The following is a 17,284-nucleotide window of genomic DNA, read 5'->3' as shown; positions in this document are numbered from 1 at the left end:
GCAGCGGTGCCGCGCTGTCAATGCGCGAGGCCGAGCGGCTGCACGGTGCCGGCTTCGCTATCGCCGACATAAATGCCGAACGCGTCCTGCCTGCGTTCGCGCTCATAGCGTTCGAGCATCGAGCGCACGGCGGCGTCGCTCACGTCGTCCCACGGAATCTGGGTCAGCGGCACGATGCGCACGCTGCTGTCGAGCCACGGCGAGCCGTTGGGAATCACGCGGCCGCGATAGTAGATATGCACGCCGGGCTCCTTGCCGCTGCCGTCCTCGAACACTGCGAACAGGAAGTCGAGATGCACATGCAGGCCGAGCTTGGCGAGCACGCCGTGCAGGCTCGCGGGGTCGCTGGCCGGGTCGAGCTTGATGCCGGTTGGCAGCCCCAAGCCTTTGCCGGTGTCGACAAGCACCAGCCCGTCGCGGTGCTCGAGGATCGCGCCGACTTTCGCGCGCCCACCAGCCGCCGTCAGCGCGTCCTGCGACAGGCTGAAGTTCACGTATGCGCCGCGGCAGTAGCCAAGCGGCGACGAACTCGTTTGCACGAAGTCCACCACGCGACCGATCAGGATGATGTGATCGCCCGCATCGACCACTTGATGCGTCGTGCAGTCGAAGCTCGCGGCCGAGCCATCCATCACCGGCGCGCCCGTTTTGCGCGTGCTCCACGGCACTTGCGCGAACTTGTCCGCGGCCTTCGAAGCGAACACGCCGGACACATGCTTCTGGTCTTCGGCGAGCACGCTCACCCCGAAGCGGTGCGTGTCCGAGAACACCGCGTAACTCGCCGCCGTCTTCGCGATGCACACGAGAATCAGCGGCGGATCGAGCGACACCGACGTGAACGAGTTCGCCGTGAAGCCGCGCGGCGAGCCGTCTGCCTGGATCGTCGTGACGACGGTGACCCCCGTCACGAAAGCGCCGAGCGCGCGTCGAAAATCGACGATATCGAAAGCGGGTTGCGCGGTCGGGGCGGTGATCGACTCAGCCATGGCGTTCTCCGGTTGGTACTGCGGTAGTTGCTGCGGTAGTTGCCGCGGTCGTTACGGGGCTCTTCCGTCGCAACGCCGATGCTTCGACGAGGAACGCGAGCAGGCTTGCGTTCACGCGCTCCGGGTCGGTGACGTTCATCATGTGGCGCGCGTTCGCGATCACTTCGGCGCGGCCCTGTGGTGCCGCCGCGGCCATCGCCCGGGACATCTGCGCGCTCGAATTCGGATCGCCCTCGCCCGTCAGAAATAGCGCGGGTATCGCGAGACTCGCGAGACGCCCGACATGCGCGTCGTCCGAGCAGGCGAACAGACGGTAGGTGCGCGCGTAGCCCACCGGATCGACGGCAAGCAGCAGCGCTCGCACCGCCCGCGCGGCCTGGGTCAGGTGTCCCGGAATGGGATCGCCGAACCAGCGCGACAGGGTTCCGTCCACCCCGGTGTCGGCACGCGCATCGCCGAGCGTGGCCGCGCGCGTCATCACCGCCTCGCGCTGTGCCGGCGTGCGGTCGTACACCGCGTTCAACGCGGCTACGCTGAGCGTGCGCTCGGGGTGGGTCAGCGCGAATTCCAGCGCGACCAGCGCGCCCATCGAATGCCCCACCACGTGCGCGCGCTCGATCCGCAGCGCGTCGAGCAGCGACGCGAGCTGCGCCGCATATTCGTCGAGAGAGGGCTCCGCGCTCGGCAGCACGCTCTCGCCGTGCCCCAGCATGTCGTAGACAACGACGCGAAACGATTCGGATAACGCATCGATCTGCGGCGCCCACACGCTCTGATTCATGCCTACGCCGTGGATCAGCACGACGGTTTCGGCGGCGGCGTCCGATTGCCGCGCGTACACGCTGTAGCAGGTGCCCGCGGTGCGGCCACGCTGACCATGCGAGATCACGCGCGTCGGTGACATATCAGGCTTCATCGGACACGCTCCACTTCGCACGTCATGGGGTTCTCCTTTCACGCTTCGAGCCAAAGATCAATATCGATGAGATTATGGTATGCCATCTTATGGCCTACAACAATGCGTAGCGTATTATGGAATACCATGATATTGCGATAAATTATGCTGGCACGGTTTGGGCTAAGCGCGTGTTTGCTTGATCAAACAGACATAAGAAAAGGCCGCCGGCAGATGCCGGCGGCCTTGATAGGGGCGACTACGGATGGACTTAGGCGTCGCCGGTCGCTTCGTTCTGCTCCGCAAGAACCGTCAAAGCCAGTTCCGACACCCGCTTGATATGCGCGAACGACGCTGCGGACGCCGCGTCACCGTCGCGCCGCTCGATCGCGTCGAGCAGCAGGTTCATTTCGCGGTTCGAGTCGCCGCCGCGGCCCGGCGTCGCGATGGTCAATGCGCGCAGGCGGTTGATGCGCGCGTTCAGCGACGTGACGACCGCCAGCGACACCTGTTTGTTGGCGGCTTCGAACAGCGTTTCGTAGAAGCGCTCGGTGTATTCGAGCACGCGCGGCAAATCGCGTTTCTCGAATGCGTCTTCGATGATTGCGCGGATCTCGCTCAGTTGCCGGATGACTTCAGGCGTGGCGCGCTCGGCGCAGGCCCGCGCGGCGTTCGCTTCGAGCAGCCCGCGCAACTCGTAGATCTCGCCGACCTGCGCGGGGTCGAGCCGCGCGACGATCGGACCTTGCCGCGCGACGATCTCGACCAGGCCTTCGGTCTCCAGATGCCGCAGCACCTCGCGCACGACGGTGCGGCTCACGCCAAGCTCGTCGCACAGCGTGCGTTCGACGAGGCGGGTGCCCGGCCGGAAATACCCTTGGACTATCGCGGCGCGCAGTTTGTCGAGCGTGAGTTCACGCAAGGTTTTGACATTGCGGTCGATTTTGAGGTCGTGCATAGGCGGCAGTGGGACGATGGACGAGGGCCCGCACCGAGGGCGCGGGCGTGGAATGCCATATTATGACCCATCTGACTTTCAGGCTTGCACACGAGGACACAATCAGCCGCCCAGGCCCTCGACGATCGTGATCTGTGCCCGGCAATGTCCATCGCGCTTCTGTTTGGCGGCCTGATACTCGGGCGAGTGATAGCAGTCGAGCGCCGTTTGCATGTCCCTGAAGCGAATCACGACGTGCCGCTCGAACGATTCACCTTCCAGCACCTCCGACGCGCCGCCGCGCGCGAGAAACACCGCGCCGTACTTGTTGAACGCCTGCGGTGCGAGGTCCGTGTAGCCCTTGTATTTCACCGCATCGAGCACGGTTACGTGGGCGATCCAATATGCAGCCATATCTCCTCCTTCTTAAATCCAGAATGATTTGCGCCATAGCTGCCGCTTCTTTGATGGTCCGACGAACCGCTACGCGTTTTCAACGTCGCTGCTCGCCAGCAAATCCCTCGCAAAAAACGCCCTTTCCCCACCGGACGCGGCTTCCACGGCGCCCCGGGTTAACACTCATGGCATGCCGTAACATGGTATACCACAATGCCTCACACATCCAACCCACGCAGGAAGCTGCCATGAGCCTGATTCGCAAATCCATCCTCCATGTCGAGACCGTGTTCGTCGACGGCGACAAGGTCGCCGCGAAGCCGCTGAAAATGATCGGCGCGGCCGCCGTGATCAAGAACCCCTGGGCGGGCCGCGGTTATGTGGAAGACCTGTCGCCGGAGATTCGCGCGCTCGCGCCGCAATTGAGCGAGCACCTGACCAGGCTGATCATCGACGAAGCCGGTTCGGGCGAAGCGGTCGAAGCGTTCGGCAAGAGCGCGATCGTCGGCCTTGCGGGCGAGATCGAGCATGCGTCCGCGCTGATCCACACGCTGCACTTCGGCAACACGTATCGGTCGGCCGTCGGTGCGAAGTCGTATCTGGCGTTCAACAACACGCGCGGACCCGCCAACGCGCCGCTGCTGATTCCGATGATGGACAAGAACGACGAAGGCCGCCGTTCGCACTATCTGACGCTGCAGTTTGCGATTGCGGACGCGCCGGCCGCGGATGAACTCGTGATCGCGATTGGCGCCGCGACTGGTGGCCGTCCGCATCACCGCATTGGCGATCGCTACAAAGACCTCGCAGAGCTCGGAAATGACGTCAAGAACCCTGCAGCTGTCAAATAAGCGCGTGGCTCACTATCTGGAGCAGGGCAGCGGCGAACCGCTGGTTCTGATCCACGGCGTCGGCATGCAGGCGCTCGCGTGGTATCCGCAGATCGAAGGGCTGTCGTCCGGGTTGCGGGTGATCTCGGTCGATATGCCGGGCCACGGTCGAAGCGATCCGCTCGAGCCAGGCGCCGGCTTGCACACATGGTGAATCTGACCGCGCCTCGCGAAGTCAATCGCGCGCTGCGTGCCTGGTTGCAGACGGCGCCGCACACGCAAGACCACGAATTGGAAGTGTGAAATGAGCCAACAGACGAGCCAGCATGTCAGTCAGGTAGTTAGCCAGGAAGCGGCGAAACTCAACACGCGCGAGCTGCGCGACGCGTTCGGCGCGTTCATGACCGGCGTGACGATCGTGACCACCGCGAGTGACGACGGCAAACCGCTCGGCTTTACCGCCAATTCGTTTTCGTCCGTTTCGCTCGACCCCGCGTTGCTGCTGGTGAGCATTGCGAAGACGTCGAGCAACTACCAGACGTTTTCCACGACCGGGCATTTCGCGATCAACATCCTCGCCGAAGGCCAAAAAGATCTGTCCAACACGTTCGCGCGACCCAGCGACGATCGCTTCGCCAACGTGACCTGGCATCTGAGCCAACACCGCAACCCGCTGATCGACGACGTCAGCGCATGGTTCGACTGCACGACGCACGCGGTGATCGACGCGGGCGATCATGCGCTGATCGTCGGCAAGGTCGAGGCGTTCCATTCGTCCGGCTACGCGGGCCTCGGCTACTACCGCGGCGGCTATTTCACGCCGGCCAGGGGGTCGGCCGAAGTCATCGCGGGCCCGAAGGTGATCGTCAGCGCGATCATCGCGCGCGACGACAAAGTGCTGCTCGTCAAAACAGCAGACGACAAATGGGGACTCCCGTCGAAAGAGATCGGCAAGGAAGGCGCCGACAAGGCACTCGCCGAGATCTTCGAGAAGTACCGGCCCGACGCATCGGCAAGCTTCATCTATTCGGCCTACAACGACACCGAAACCCAATACCAGTACATCTCGTTCCTGTGCAGCGCGCCGGATGAACTCGCCGCTTCGGCTGACGCTTCGGGCAAATTCATCGGCCTCGACGACATCGACACGCAAGCGTTGCAGGACAGCGCCGTGGCCAGCATGCTGCACCGCTACCGCAAGGAAAGCCAGTTGAAGAGCTACGGGTTGTACTTCGGCGACCATAGCAACGGCACAGTCCGCCCGCTTCATTCCTGAAAGGTCACATCATGCGATTTTCCCTCTTCGTTCACATGGAGCGCGTCTCCGGGCAGACCAGTCAGAAGCAGCTGTATGACGAAATGGTCGAGCTTTGCCAGATTGCCGATCGCGGCGGCATGCACGCCGTCTGGACCGGCGAGCACCACGGCATGGACTTCACGATCGCGCCGAATCCGTTCATCAATCTCGCGGACCTCGCCAACAAGACGAAGCACGTGAGGCTCGGCACCGGCACGGTGGTGGCGCCGTTCTGGCACCCGATCAAGCTCGCCGGCGAAGCCGCGATGACCGACATCATTTCGAACGGCCGCCTGGAGCTGGGCATCGCGCGCGGCGCGTATTCGTTCGAATACGAACGCCTGCATCCGGGGCTCGACGCGTGGGGCGCGGGTCAACGCATGCGCGAACTGATCCCGGCCGTGAAAAAGCTCTGGGAAGGCGATTACGCGCACGAAGGCGAATTCTGGAAATTCCCTTCCACGACGTCTTCGCCGCTGCCGCTGCAGCGCCCGCACCCGCCGATCTGGGTGGCCGCGCGCGACCCGAACAGCCACGAGTTCGCGGTGTCCAACGGTTGCAACGTGCAGGTGACGCCGCTGCATCTGGGCGACGAAGAGGTCGAGAAGCTGGTTGGCCACTTCAACGCCGCGTGCGAGAAGTTCAGCAGCCTGCCGCGCCCGCAGATCATGCTGCTGCGTCACACGTATGTGGCGAGTAGCGAAAACGACGCGCAGATCGCGGCCGACGAAGTGAACACCTTCTACAACTACTTCGGTGCATGGTTCAAGAACGAGCGGCCGGTGAGCCGCGGCATGATCAAGACGCTGAGCCCGGAAGAGATCGCTGCTCATCCGTTCTACACGCCCGCGGCGATGCGCAAGAACAACGTGATCGGCACGCCCGACGAAGTGATTGCGCGCCTGAGGGCATACGAGGCGCTCGGCTTCGACGAGTACTCGTTCTGGATCGATACGGGCATGAGCTTCGAGCGCAAGAAGGCTTCGCTCGAACGCATGATCAACGACGTGATGCCTGCATTCCGGTAAGGGGCCGACGCCATGGATTCGCATTTTCAGCTGTATATCGACGGACAGTTCGAACCCGGCGCCGCCACGTTCGCGAGCGTCAACCCGGCCACCGGCAAAGCGTGGGCGCAAATGCCCGAAGCGCGCACGGAGCAGGTCAACCGGGCGGTCGAGGCGGCCAGCCGCGCGCTCACCGATTCCGCGTGGGCCGGCCTCACCGCGTCGGCGCGCGGCAAGCTGCTCTACAAGCTGGCCGGGCTCGTGGAACAGGCTGCGCCGCGACTCGCTGAAATCGAAACGAACGACACCGGCAAGATCATTCGCGAGACGTCCAGCCAGATCGCTTACGTCGCCGAGTACTACCGCTACTACGCGGGCATCGCCGACAAGCTCGAAGGGAGCAGCATTCCCGTCGACAAGCCGGACATGCAGGTTTGGCTCGAACGGCAGCCGGTCGGCGTGGTCGCCGCGATCGTGCCGTGGAATAGCCAGTTGTTCCTATCCGCCGTCAAGCTCGGGCCGGCGCTCGCCGCCGGTTGCACGGTCGTGCTGAAGGCGTCCGAGGAAGCCCCAGGACCGCTGCTCGAATTCGCGAAGCTCGTGCACGAGGCCGGCTTCCCGCCAGGCGTCGTCAACGTGATTACCGGCTTCGGGCCGGAATGCGGCGCCGTGCTCAGCAGCCATCCGAAGGTCGACAAGGTTGCCTTCACGGGCGGCCCGGAAACTGCGCGGCACATCGTGTCGAACACCTCGAACAACCTCGCGAAGGTGTCGCTGGAACTGGGCGGCAAGTCGCCCTTCATCGTGTTCGCCGATACCGATATCCAGAGCGCCGTGAACGCGCAGGTCGCGGCCATCTTCGCGGCGAGCGGCCAAAGCTGCGTGGCGGGCTCGCGGCTGCTGATCGAAGCCTCCGTGAAAGAGCGGTTTCTCGCCCTGCTGGTGGAGCGCGTGTCGCGCATACGCGTGGGTTCGCCCAACGAGATGACGACCGAATACGGCCCGCTTTGCACCGAGAGGCAACTGCGCAACATCGAGAAGGTCGTCGCGAACTCGGTGCGCCAGGGCGCCAGGGTGCTCGCCGGCGGCAAGACGCTGGAGCGCGACGGCTACTACTATGCGCCGACGATTCTCGACTGCACCGGCGTGAGCGACGCCGACAGCATTACGACGGAGCTGTTCGGGCCGGTGCTTTCGGTGGATACGTTCACCACAGAGCAGGAAGCGATCGACAAGGCGAACAGCACCGCCTACGGTCTCGCCGCGGGCATTTTCACCACCAGCCTGACTCGCGCGCATCGCGTGTCGAAGCGCGTGCGTTCGGGGATCGTCTGGATCAACACCTATCGCGCGGTGTCTCCGCTGGTGCCATTCGGCGGCTTCGGCCTGTCCGGTCACGGCCGCGAAGGCGGCATGGCCGCGGCGCTCGAATACACGACGACAAAGTCGGTATGGCTGCGCACCTCGGACGAGCCGATCAGCGATCCGTTCGTGATGCGCTGAGCCCGGCGCGCGGTCCATTCCCCGCTGCACCGTTTCAAAGCCGTAGAGGGCAATGCCATGTCACGTCCATCGAACGTGGCATGGCGCACGCCTGTGCGACAAAGATGGACACTATGAAAAATCCGTCGAACGACAACAGCGTTCTGACTATTGTCACGCAGGCGAGCTTTCGGTGTTCAGCTTCGACACCGCACCCGTCTGCTCGTCGTAGCGGTAGCCTTGTTTCTCGAGGTGAGCGGTGATCGTTTCGACGATCACTTGCTGCTGGATCTCCTTGCGCAGCAATTCATGCTCCGGCTCGACCCGACCGAGTTCAGCGGAAAGCCGGCGGCTCAAGGTCGCTTCGCCTGCGCCGCGGGCAAGGACGACCATCATTTTTTCATTCGCCTGAGTCAGCTGCTGCTTCAGTGCGTTCGAGTAGTCGGACCATTTCCTGACGGTCTCCCGCGCCTCGGCAATCGCTGCGGCATGCGCTTGCGCGTCGCGCGACATCTGCGCCTTCAATGCCTCGAGTTCCTGCGAGTCGACACCCGCCGGCGACGCCGATTCCGCGTCCTCGGCCTTCTCGCTCGCAGCCGCCGCGCTTTCGGCCAGTTCGGCCACGCGCTGCTGCTCCGCGTCGGCACGCTCCTGCGCTTCGGACAAGCTGGCCGACAACCTCGCGATTTCGGAAGCGTCCGCATCGCGCTCGTCGCTCAGGCTGGCGATTTGCGTCTGGGCATTCTGCAATTCGAGCGCGGCGGCATCCCGTTCAGCCTGCGCGCCCTCGACCTCTTCGCGTCGGGCCGCATGCGCTTCCTGCTCGGCCTGCAGTTGCGCGCGAATCGCTTCGAGCTCGCTCTGAAGACGAGCGACCGCTTCGGCATGCTCTGCTTCCAGCGCCGCGCGCTCTGCTTCGCCGGCCGGCGTTTCGACTAGCGACTCAGCCGACTCGCTCGCCGCCTCGCCCTCGCCCGCGGCCTCGCTCTCGTCGCCCGCAATCGCTCCACGCTGCGCGGCCTGTTCCGCGCGCTCCAGTTCCGCTTCGAGGTGCGAAACGCGCTCGGCAAGCTCCTGCGCGCGCTTCTCAGCCGCGTCGGTGCGTTGCACCGCGAGCGCGATGTCCTCTTCCAGCCCGGCCACGGCATCGACCTTCTCGTCGTAGGCGCTGGTCATCTTGTCCAGCTGGACCTGCAGCGCATCGAGTTCCTGGACGGTGGTTTGCAGTTCGGCGAGCGCTTCGTCGCGCTCGTTGCTGGCGTCTTCGACACGCTGGCGCATCGCGGCGAGGCGTCGCGCCACTGAGCGTTCCGCTTCGTCCTGCGCCGACGTCCACAGCCGGTCGAGCGCTTCGCGCATGGTGTCCGTCACGGTTTCCGGCAAAGCAGGACGTTCGACGACCTGCGGCACCCGCGCGGCGCGCGTTTCGCGCCACTTGCGCAATGCCGCGGACACTGCGACCACCGAACCGCTATGGACTTCGGACCAGATGGCGACGGGAGACACCTTCTGGCCCTCGTCGGCCATCCGGTTCGCGATTTCAGCTACGAGTTCGTCCGTGATCGTAATGTTGCTTGACATGTCTGCCTCGACAAAGTGCACGTGGTGACGAATACCGTTTCGTCGTCCGGGAGGCAGCCGCGCGCTGGGACTCGCCTCGTATAGCCACCAATTGTCGGCTACCTGGCTGGCGGCCAATCGGTCGAAAAGCCGAGGTTACGGGGAGGTATTCATGGGATTGGGGCGTGGCCCTGCGGCGTCCGATCCGCGTGATACGACGACCGCACGAGCGGCCCCGCCACTACTTCGACGAACCCCATCTTCAAGCCTTCATCGCGCAGCATGTCGAAAGTCGCAGGCGGCACATATCGCCGCACCGGCATGTGATACCGCGACGGCGCGAGATACTGACCGACCGTCAGCACGTCGACGTCGTGCGCGCGCAGATCGCGCATCGTGGCGAGCAGTTCGCTGTCGGTCTCGCCGAGGCCGACCATCAGGCCGGATTTGGTCAACGCCGCCGCGTTCTGGCTTTTCGCTCGCGACAGCAGTTCGAGCGAGCCGCGATAGTCCGCGCCTGCCCGCGCCGCCCGATACAGCGACGGCACCGTCTCGATGTTGTGGTTGAAGACGTCGGGCCACGCGCCGGACAGCGCATCGAGCGCGCGCTCGATTCCCCCGCGAAAATCCGGCGTCAGGATTTCGACGCGAATGCCCGGCACGCGCTCGCGCACCAGCGCGATACAGCGCGCGAAGTGCGCGGCGCCGCCGTCGCGCAGATCGTCGCGGTCCACCGATGTAATCACCACGTAGCGCAGCCCGAGCGCCGCGACGGCGTCGGCGAGCCGCGCGGGCTCGTCCTCGTCGAGCGCTTGCGGCCGGCCATGCGCGACGTCGCAGAACGCGCAGCGCCGCGTGCAGATCCCTCCCATGATCATGAATGTCGCGGTGCGCTGCGCGAAGCACTCGCCGATGTTCGGACACATCGCCTCCTCGCAGACCGAATGCAACTTGTGCTCGCGCAGAACCGCCGCCATGCCCGCGACGGTTTCGCTCATCATCGGCCGAGCATGCAGCCAGGGCGGCTTCGGCAAGACGGCCGCATGGTCCGCCGGCACGATCTTCACCGGAATGCGGGCGAGCTTGTCGCGATTGCGCTTGCCATGCTGGCCAAGCGCCGTGACGCTGTCGGAATGAGAAGCGGCGTCCATCGCGGTTATCCGAAGAACTCGTTGAGCAGGCGGTTCACGTCCGATGCAGCCTCCATCTGCACCATGTGCCCCTTGCCGTCGATTACGTGCACGCGCACCTGAGCGGGCAGCCCCTGTGCGTGCGCGGCCGGAATGATCTGGTCCAGCGCGCCCCAGATCACTAGCGTGCGCGGCGCGAGCGTGTCGAGCCGGTCGCGATAGACGCGGCTTTGCACCCCGCCTTCGAACGCGGACGCGGCAATCTTGCGCAACGCGTCGTTCACGCCTTCGAGCCGCTTGTACTTGACGATGTCTTCGACCAGTTGCCGCGTGACCAGCGACCCGTCGGCGAACAGCTTCACCAGATGCGGCTTCAGCGTGTTGCGGCTGCTGCCCGCGACGAAGCCTTCGATGTACTCGCGGTTGATCTCGTCGCCGAGCCCCGCGCCCGCGATCAAGGCCAGCGACGCGACGCGTTCGGGCGCCTTCGCGGCGACCGTCATCGACACGGCGCTGCCCATCGAATGGCCGACCAGATGCGCGCGCTCGATGCCCCGGTCATCGAGAAACGCGATCACGCTGTCCGCCAGTTCGTCGAGGCTGCCCGTGTCGACCGCCTTGGCCGACTCGCCGTGCCCTGGCAAATCGAGCGCCCACACGGCGCGGTGCGCGGCGAGATCCGCATGGTTGAAGAGCCAGTTGTTCAGATCGCCGCCGAAGCCGTGGATCAGCACAGCGGGCGTGCCGCCGTCGCCGATCTTCAGGTAACGCACGGTGCGCCCGCCGATCTGCGCTTTTTCCGGCTGCGGCCCCGCGTCGGCGGCATCCGCGGTGGCCGGCACGAAGTCGCGCTGGAACGCCTCGACGGCTGCATCGATGTCGGCATCGGACGTCTCGGCGTCCGCGACGACGCCGAGCAGCGCGCCGATCGGCAGCGTGTCGCCCTGCTGCGCGATCTGCCGGCGCAACGTGCCGTCGACAGCGCACTCGACGCCCGACGATATCTTGTCGGTCTCGACGTCGAGTATCTCGTCGCCCTTCGCGACTTTTTCGCCGACCTCCTTCAGCCAGCCGTTGACCTGCCCCTGCTCCATCGACAGCCCCCACTTGGGCATCGTGATCATGTGAATCGGCATTGCTCAGCTCCTTACTTTCCGCACGGCCGCGGCGATGTTCTCCGCCGACGGGATATACATGTCTTCGAGCACGCCTGCGAAAGGCGCGGGCGTATGCGGCGCGGTCACGAGTTCGATCGGCGCCTTCAGCGAATGGAACGCGCGCTGCGCGACCAGCGCGGCGATATCGGTCGCAATCGAGCAGCGCGGATTCGACTCGTCGACCACGACGACGCGTCCGGTGCGCTCGGCGCTTTCCAATATCGTTTCCTCGTCGAGCGGCGAGGTCGTGCGCAAATCGATCACCTCGGCCTGGATGCCCTCTTTCGCGAGCGTTTCGGCGGCATCGGCCGCGTGATGAACCATCCGGCCATACGTGACGATCGTCGCATCGTCGCCTTCGCGCACCACGTTCGCTTCGCCGAACGGAATCGCATACGACTCTTCCGGCACGTCGCCCTCGCGGCCATACAGCAGCTTGTGCTCGCAGAAGATGACCGGATCGTTGTCGCGGATCGCCTGGATCAGCAGACCCTTCGCGTCGTACGGCGTCGACGGGCACACCACTTTCAGGCCGGGTATGTGGGTGAACAACGACGTCAGCATCTGCGAGTGCTGCGCGGCCGCGCGCAGGCCAGCGCCCTGCATCGTGCGAATCACGACCGGCGTCACTGCCTTGCCGCCGAACATATAGCGAAACTTGGCGGCCTGATTGAAGATCTGGTCGAAGCACACGCCCATGAAATCGATGAACATCAGCTCGGCCACCGGACGCAGACCGCATGCGGCCGCGCCGACCGCCGCGCCAATGAAGCCGCCTTCCGATAGCGGCGTGTCGAGCACCCGCCCCGGATATTTGTGAAAAAGCCCTTTCGTCACACCGAGCACACCGCCCCACGCATCCTGCTCGCCTGGGGACCCGGCGCCGCCCGCGTTGTCCTCGCCCATCACGATGACGGTTTCATCGCGTGCCATCTCCTGGCTCAGCGCTTCGTTGATCGCCTGAGAAAACGTGATCTTCCGTGCCATGACTGTCTCCTGTCGATCGGAGTTAGCGCTTTAGCGCTTACTGCGATCCCATGCAAAGCTGAAGGTTGATTGATTCGCGCTGTGGATTACGGATAGGACACGTAGACGTCGGTCAGCAGGTCGGCAGCCGTCGGCAGAGGCGCGGCCTTCGCTTCCGTCACCGCGCCGTCGATCAACTGCTTCACCGTCGCATCGATGCCGCGCAGTTCGTCGGCGCTGAGCATTTCGGCCCGCACCACGCGCTCCTCGAAGCGCTTCAGGCAGTCTTTTTCGTCGCGCAGCTTCTGCACTTCGCCGGGTGCGCGATACGTTTGCGCATCGCCTTCGAAGTGCCCGAAATAGCGCGACAACTTCATTTCGACGAGCGTCGGGCCACCGCCGCCGCGCGCCCGCTCGATCGCGGCGCCCAGCGCCTCGTGCACCGCGAAGAAATCGAAGCCGTCGACGATCACGCCGGGCATGCCAAAGCCGCTCGCGCGGTCGGCGATGTTGTCGGCCGCGACCGACCATGTCGACGAGGTCGCCTCCGCATAGCCGTTGTTCTCCGCAACGAAAATCGCCGGCAGGCGCCAGACGGAAGCGAGATTCATCGATTCGAAGATCACGCCCTGGTTCGACGCCCCGTCGCCGAAGAAGCACACGCCGACGCCGCCGGTCTTCTTTAGCTTCGCGGCGAGTGCGGCGCCGCACACGAGCGGGCCGCCCGCACCGACGATCCCATTGGCGCCGAGCATCCCTTTCGACAGATCGGCGATATGCATCGAGCCGCCTTTGCCGCGGCACACGCCGGTGCTGCGGCCGTAGATTTCGGCCATCATGCCGCGCACGTCCACACCCTTCGCGATGCAGTGGCCATGACCACGGTGCGTGGTCGCGACATAGTCCGCATCGTTCAGATGCATCATCGTGCCGACCGCCGACGCCTCCTCGCCGGCATACAGATGCACGAAGCCGGGTATCTCGCCGGTCGCGAATTCGACGTGCAGACGCTCCTCGAACTCGCGGATCGTGCGCATCATCCGGTACGCCTCCAGCAGCTTTTCCTTGCTCAACTGCGTCGAAACAGACATGGTGTGTCTCCTGGGAATGATCTCGATGGTCACTGCTACTTCAGCCGGCTTTGTTTTTAGCGTTGGCTTCCTCCTGAATTGATTACCTCCGACGCGTTGCCGCTTCGCGCATCAACTGCCGCGACGCGCAAAAGCGCAGCGTGCGGCCGACATCGACCGTGAGCGGTCCCGCCCAGTCGAGCGCGATCTCGTAGCGGTCGTCGCGTTCGAGCTCGATCTCACGCTCGCCGTCGAAGGCAAGCGTCCCTTGTCCGGTATGCAGCGGCGTCCAGCAACCCGCTTCGAAACGCTCGCAGGTGCGCATCGTCACCTGATCGACACGGCCCGGCGCGAGCGGCGCGAAGATCGGCACGCCGGATTCGCCCGCACGCGCGAACGTCAGATGCAGCCCGTAGGGCGCGCCGCGCTCGACCGGCGCCCACGCGCCGCCGATCGACGACAGGCCGATGCCATCCGGCGCCGCGAACGTCAGAAACAGCGCTTCGAGATCCGCCGGCTCGCAGACCGCCCGCGCGCCGACGAACCGCTGCCGGCTCACGCACACATCGACCAGCGCGATTTCCTCGCGCCCCTTGTTCGGGCCCGCGACGCAGCGGACCACCAAACGCTTGTTGCGCGTCAGCGCGACCTCGGGCGGCACGAGCCCGGAAGCGGCGAGCGCGCCCGCGAGGCCCGCCACCGTCGCTTCGCGCAGTTCTGGAAACGCGTTGTTGGTGCCCGTCGACAGCGTCAGCAGCGGCACGTCGCCGCAATGCGCGGCCACCGCGCGATGCGTGCCGTCGCCGCCGAGCACCGCGATCAAGTCGACACCCAAGCCGACCATTCGCGCGACACCCGCGTGAGTGTCCGCCGCGCTGTCCGTGATCGGCAGTTCGAGGAATTCGACCTTCGGCCAGGGCTGCGGCTCGGCCACGGCTGCATGGGTTTCGAGCGCACGCAGCACCAGGGCGGCGACCCCGGTGCGGTCGCGCAAGGTCAGCACGCGAGCGACGCCGAACATGCCGAGGCCCGCGAGAAGGCGCACGACCATGTTCGCTTTCTCGGCGGTCGGAAACACCGAGGCGTGTGTGGTGAGGCGTCGAATATCACGGCCCGATGCCGGGTTCGCGATCACGCCGACGGTGATGGGCGATAACACTGGCTTGTCTCCGTGCGCGAGTTGCGAAGCGGACTTGCTGGGGTGAAGCGCGCTTGCTGTCGCGTTTGCTTTCGTCTGCCAGCAATACTGCAAAGGTTGGGCCAGTTGCTTGCGCGCCGTGCGCACGCGCCGGAAGCGTTGTATTCAAAGGGCAGACGCGTGGACCCGCGTTCACGGCCGCTTTCATCGGACCTGCGCCGCGCAGTTCACTGTGTCTCACGAGCGCGCTTCGCGACGAGGCGCGAGGCTCGACACACGCCGCGCCGCTTGCGCGGCACCGCGCCAGACAAGGGTTTGCGCGATGCGACCAGCGTCTCGCCAGCCTCTGAGACGTTCGTCTCACGTGCCTCGAGTGCTGCGCCGCAATGTGATTGCTCGTTGCGGATGTGCTACAAGACAGGGACTCGCCTTTCTCGGTGTCGCTCGCCTGGAGCCGGCCATGCCCTATGTTTCTCAAACGCAGCACGTCGATCGCGTACGCGGGGCCATCGAAGGACGCTTGCCCGCGCCAGCGAATTCGCCGCGCCTCGTGTCGTCGTGGCAGCGCTCGTACGAGCAGTACCGGCTCGACCCCAGCTCCGTGATCGGCCCGCGCGTGCTGTCGTCCGCCGAGCTGCGTGAAGTCCAGGGCAAGGAGGAAGCCTTTCTGCGCGCATCGGGCCAGTGCCTGACACGGCTGCACGAAATGATCCGCGTCGCCGACTATTGCGTGATGCTGTCCGATGCGCACGGCGTCACGATCGACTATCGGATCGACCGCGACCGGCGCAACGATTTCAAGCATGCGGGGCTGCATATCGGCTCGTGCTGGTCCGAGCGCGAAGAAGGCACATGCGGCATCGCGAACGTGCTCACCGATCTCGCGCCGATCACCGTGCACAAGACCGATCACTTCCGGGCCGCGTTCACGACGCTCACGTGCAGCGCTTCGCCGATCTTCGCGCCGACCGGCGAATTGATCGGCGTGCTCGATGCCTCGGCGATCCGATCGCCGGACAACCGCGACAGCCAGGGGCTGGTGTTTCAACTGGTGCGGCAAAGCGCGAGTTTGATCGAGGACGGCTACTTCCTGAACCAGACCGCGCAGCACTGGGTGCTGTTCGGCCATCGAAGCCGCCATTTCGTCGAAGCGCAACCCGAAGCGCTGATCGCATTCGACGAATGCGGCAACATCGCCGCCGCGAACCGCAAGGCGCATGAGAGCATCGCGGGTCTCGACGGTCCGCGCCACATCGACGAGATATTCGATACATCCGAGGTCCGTCTGCACGACGTCGCGCGCACCGACATGATCGTGGCGCTGCGGCTGCGCGCGACCGGCGCGATGCTGTATGCGCGCATTCGCGCGCCGATGAGACGCGCGGCCCGCCCGCTCGTCACGACACGGCCGGGCGATGTGCACGCCGATGGCAGCATCGGCGCAATGAGCCGCTTTCTGCACAGCTCGGACGAACGGATCGCGCGCAACGCCGAAGTCGCCTTGCGGATCGCCGGCAAGCGGCTGCCGGTTCTGCTCCTCGGCGAAACCGGTGTCGGCAAGGAGGTGTTCGCGCACGCGGTGCACGACTCGGGCTCGCGGCGCACGCGGCCGTTCGTCGCCGTGAATTGCGGCGCGATTCCGGAGCCGCTGATCGAGAGCGAGCTGTTCGGTTATGCGCCTGGCGCGTTCACCGGCGCGCGCAGTCGCGGCGCGCGCGGCAAGATCGCGCTCGCGCATGGCGGCACGCTGTTTCTCGATGAAATCGGCGACATGCCGCTCGGCCTGCAAACCCGCCTGCTGCGCGTGCTCGCCGAGGGCGAAGTGGTGCCGCTCGGCGGCGATACGCCAGTGCGCGTCGATATCGACGTGATCTGCGCGACGCACCGGGATCTGATGCAGATGGTCGATGCTGGATCGTTCCGCGAGGATCTCTACTATCGACTGAGCGGCGCGACGCTGCGGATACCGCCGCTGCGCGAGCGCGCCGACATCCGCGATGTGATCGATACGGTGTTCAACGAGGAAGCACAGGCGGCCAGCCATGTGCTGATGCTCGATCCGCAATTCGCCGAGCGCCTTGCCGCGTTCTCGTGGCCCGGCAATATCCGGCAGTTGCGCAACGTGCTGCGCTATGCGTGCGCGGTCTGCGATTCGGCCCGCGTCGAGTTGCGGCATGTGTCGCCAGACTTTGCCGCGCAACTCGCGCCCGCCGCGACGCCGGCTCTCGCGGCGGCCTCCACGTCGCCGGCCAGCACCGACGACGAGCGGGCACGGATCGTCGCGGCGCTCACGCATTGCCAGTGGCGGCCTAACGCCGCCGCGCAGGCATTGGGCATATCGCGCGCGACGCTGTACCGGCGCATCGCGCGGCTGGGCATCGTCGGGCCGCATCGCGCATAGGCGGCCGCGAAAGGCGGCGGGGGTTCCGAGCC

At 65.3% G+C, this 17,284-nt stretch carries 16 protein-coding genes; 6 read left to right on the top strand and 10 right to left on the bottom strand.

Annotated features, from left to right (window positions below; all coding sequences use genetic code 11):
• Positions 1 to 17: 17 nt before the first annotated feature.
• From QFZ91_RS02405 to QFZ91_RS02390, 4 genes are all read right to left on the bottom strand, one after another.
• The gene (locus tag QFZ91_RS02405) at positions 18 to 986 is read right to left on the bottom strand and encodes a flavin reductase (protein ID WP_429566112.1); all 969 of its coding nucleotides are present in this window, start codon (positions 984 to 986) and stop codon (positions 18 to 20) included.
• Positions 979 to 1,902 (bottom strand): alpha/beta fold hydrolase, encoded by a 924-nt coding sequence (locus QFZ91_RS02400; RefSeq protein ID WP_429566111.1) that lies wholly within the window; start codon positions 1,900 to 1,902, stop codon positions 979 to 981. The genes QFZ91_RS02405 and QFZ91_RS02400 overlap by 8 nt, the downstream gene beginning before the upstream one ends.
• 250 nt (positions 1,903 to 2,152) lie before the next feature.
• Positions 2,153 to 2,839 (bottom strand): GntR family transcriptional regulator, encoded by a 687-nt coding sequence (locus tag QFZ91_RS02395; RefSeq protein WP_429566110.1) that lies wholly within the window; start codon positions 2,837 to 2,839, stop codon positions 2,153 to 2,155.
• A gap of 102 nt (positions 2,840 to 2,941) precedes the next feature.
• Positions 2,942 to 3,232 carry a DUF1330 domain-containing protein gene (locus tag QFZ91_RS02390; RefSeq protein WP_429566109.1) on the bottom strand — a complete coding sequence of 97 codons (291 nt, stop codon included), beginning with the start codon at positions 3,230 to 3,232 and terminating at the stop codon, positions 2,942 to 2,944.
• Positions 3,233 to 3,462: 230 nt separating this feature from the next.
• On the opposite strand from QFZ91_RS02390, the gene QFZ91_RS02385 reads away from it, so the two are divergent.
• From QFZ91_RS02385 to QFZ91_RS02365, 5 genes are all read left to right on the top strand, one after another.
• Positions 3,463 to 4,065: an amino acid synthesis family protein gene (locus QFZ91_RS02385; RefSeq protein WP_176125497.1), complete on the top strand. Its 603-nt coding sequence runs from the start codon at positions 3,463 to 3,465 to the stop codon at positions 4,063 to 4,065.
• A complete protein-coding gene (locus QFZ91_RS02380) occupies positions 4,034 to 4,258 on the top strand; it encodes an alpha/beta fold hydrolase (RefSeq protein ID WP_429566108.1) in 225 nt (74 codons plus the stop codon). The genes QFZ91_RS02385 and QFZ91_RS02380 overlap by 32 nt, the downstream gene beginning before the upstream one ends.
• Positions 4,259 to 4,348: 90 nt before the next feature.
• Positions 4,349 to 5,320, top strand: coding sequence for a flavin reductase (locus QFZ91_RS02375; RefSeq protein WP_429566107.1), 972 nt, complete (start codon positions 4,349 to 4,351; stop codon positions 5,318 to 5,320).
• Between the two features lie 11 nt (positions 5,321 to 5,331).
• The gene (locus QFZ91_RS02370; RefSeq protein WP_429566106.1) at positions 5,332 to 6,369 is read left to right on the top strand and encodes an LLM class flavin-dependent oxidoreductase; all 1,038 of its coding nucleotides are present in this window, start codon (positions 5,332 to 5,334) and stop codon (positions 6,367 to 6,369) included.
• Between the two features lie 12 nt (positions 6,370 to 6,381).
• On the top strand, positions 6,382 to 7,851 hold the full coding sequence (locus QFZ91_RS02365; protein ID WP_429501425.1) for an aldehyde dehydrogenase: 1,470 nt from the start codon (positions 6,382 to 6,384) through the stop codon (positions 7,849 to 7,851).
• A 153-nt stretch (positions 7,852 to 8,004) separates the two neighbouring features.
• Here QFZ91_RS02365 and QFZ91_RS02360 read toward each other — a convergent pair whose 3' ends face one another.
• The 6 genes from QFZ91_RS02360 to QFZ91_RS02335 all read right to left on the bottom strand — a co-directional run bounded on the left by QFZ91_RS02360 (position 8,005) and on the right by QFZ91_RS02335 (position 14,872).
• Positions 8,005 to 9,411, bottom strand: a complete 1,407-nt coding sequence (locus QFZ91_RS02360) for a DNA-binding protein (RefSeq protein ID WP_429566105.1) — start codon at positions 9,409 to 9,411, stop codon at positions 8,005 to 8,007.
• Between the two features lie 149 nt (positions 9,412 to 9,560).
• Positions 9,561 to 10,541, bottom strand: a complete 981-nt coding sequence (lipA, locus tag QFZ91_RS02355; protein ID WP_429566104.1) for a lipoyl synthase — start codon at positions 10,539 to 10,541, stop codon at positions 9,561 to 9,563.
• 5 nt (positions 10,542 to 10,546) lie between these two features.
• On the bottom strand, positions 10,547 to 11,656 hold the full coding sequence (locus QFZ91_RS02350; RefSeq protein WP_429566103.1) for an acetoin dehydrogenase dihydrolipoyllysine-residue acetyltransferase subunit: 1,110 nt from the start codon (positions 11,654 to 11,656) through the stop codon (positions 10,547 to 10,549).
• Positions 11,657 to 11,659: 3 nt separating this feature from the next.
• A complete protein-coding gene (locus tag QFZ91_RS02345; protein ID WP_429566102.1) occupies positions 11,660 to 12,664 on the bottom strand; it encodes an alpha-ketoacid dehydrogenase subunit beta in 1,005 nt (334 codons plus the stop codon).
• A gap of 86 nt (positions 12,665 to 12,750) precedes the next feature.
• Positions 12,751 to 13,734 (bottom strand): thiamine pyrophosphate-dependent dehydrogenase E1 component subunit alpha, encoded by a 984-nt coding sequence (locus tag QFZ91_RS02340; RefSeq protein ID WP_176111856.1) that lies wholly within the window; start codon positions 13,732 to 13,734, stop codon positions 12,751 to 12,753.
• An 82-nt stretch (positions 13,735 to 13,816) separates the two neighbouring features.
• Entirely contained in the window at positions 13,817 to 14,872 is a 1,056-nt protein-coding gene (locus QFZ91_RS02335; protein WP_429566101.1) for an ATP-NAD kinase family protein, read from the bottom strand.
• A 439-nt stretch (positions 14,873 to 15,311) separates the two neighbouring features.
• Between QFZ91_RS02335 and QFZ91_RS02330 the strand changes: the two genes are divergently transcribed.
• Entirely contained in the window at positions 15,312 to 17,252 is a 1,941-nt protein-coding gene (locus QFZ91_RS02330) for a sigma-54-dependent Fis family transcriptional regulator (RefSeq protein ID WP_429566100.1), read from the top strand.
• The last annotated feature ends 32 nt before the right edge of the window (positions 17,253 to 17,284 follow it).

This window comes from Paraburkholderia sp. JPY419 (assembly GCF_050435705.1).
GTDB classification, from domain to species: domain Bacteria; phylum Pseudomonadota; class Gammaproteobacteria; order Burkholderiales; family Burkholderiaceae; genus Paraburkholderia; species Paraburkholderia youngii.
Note: the sequence above shows the minus strand (reverse complement) of the source record. Positions and strands in the feature narration are given on the sequence as shown.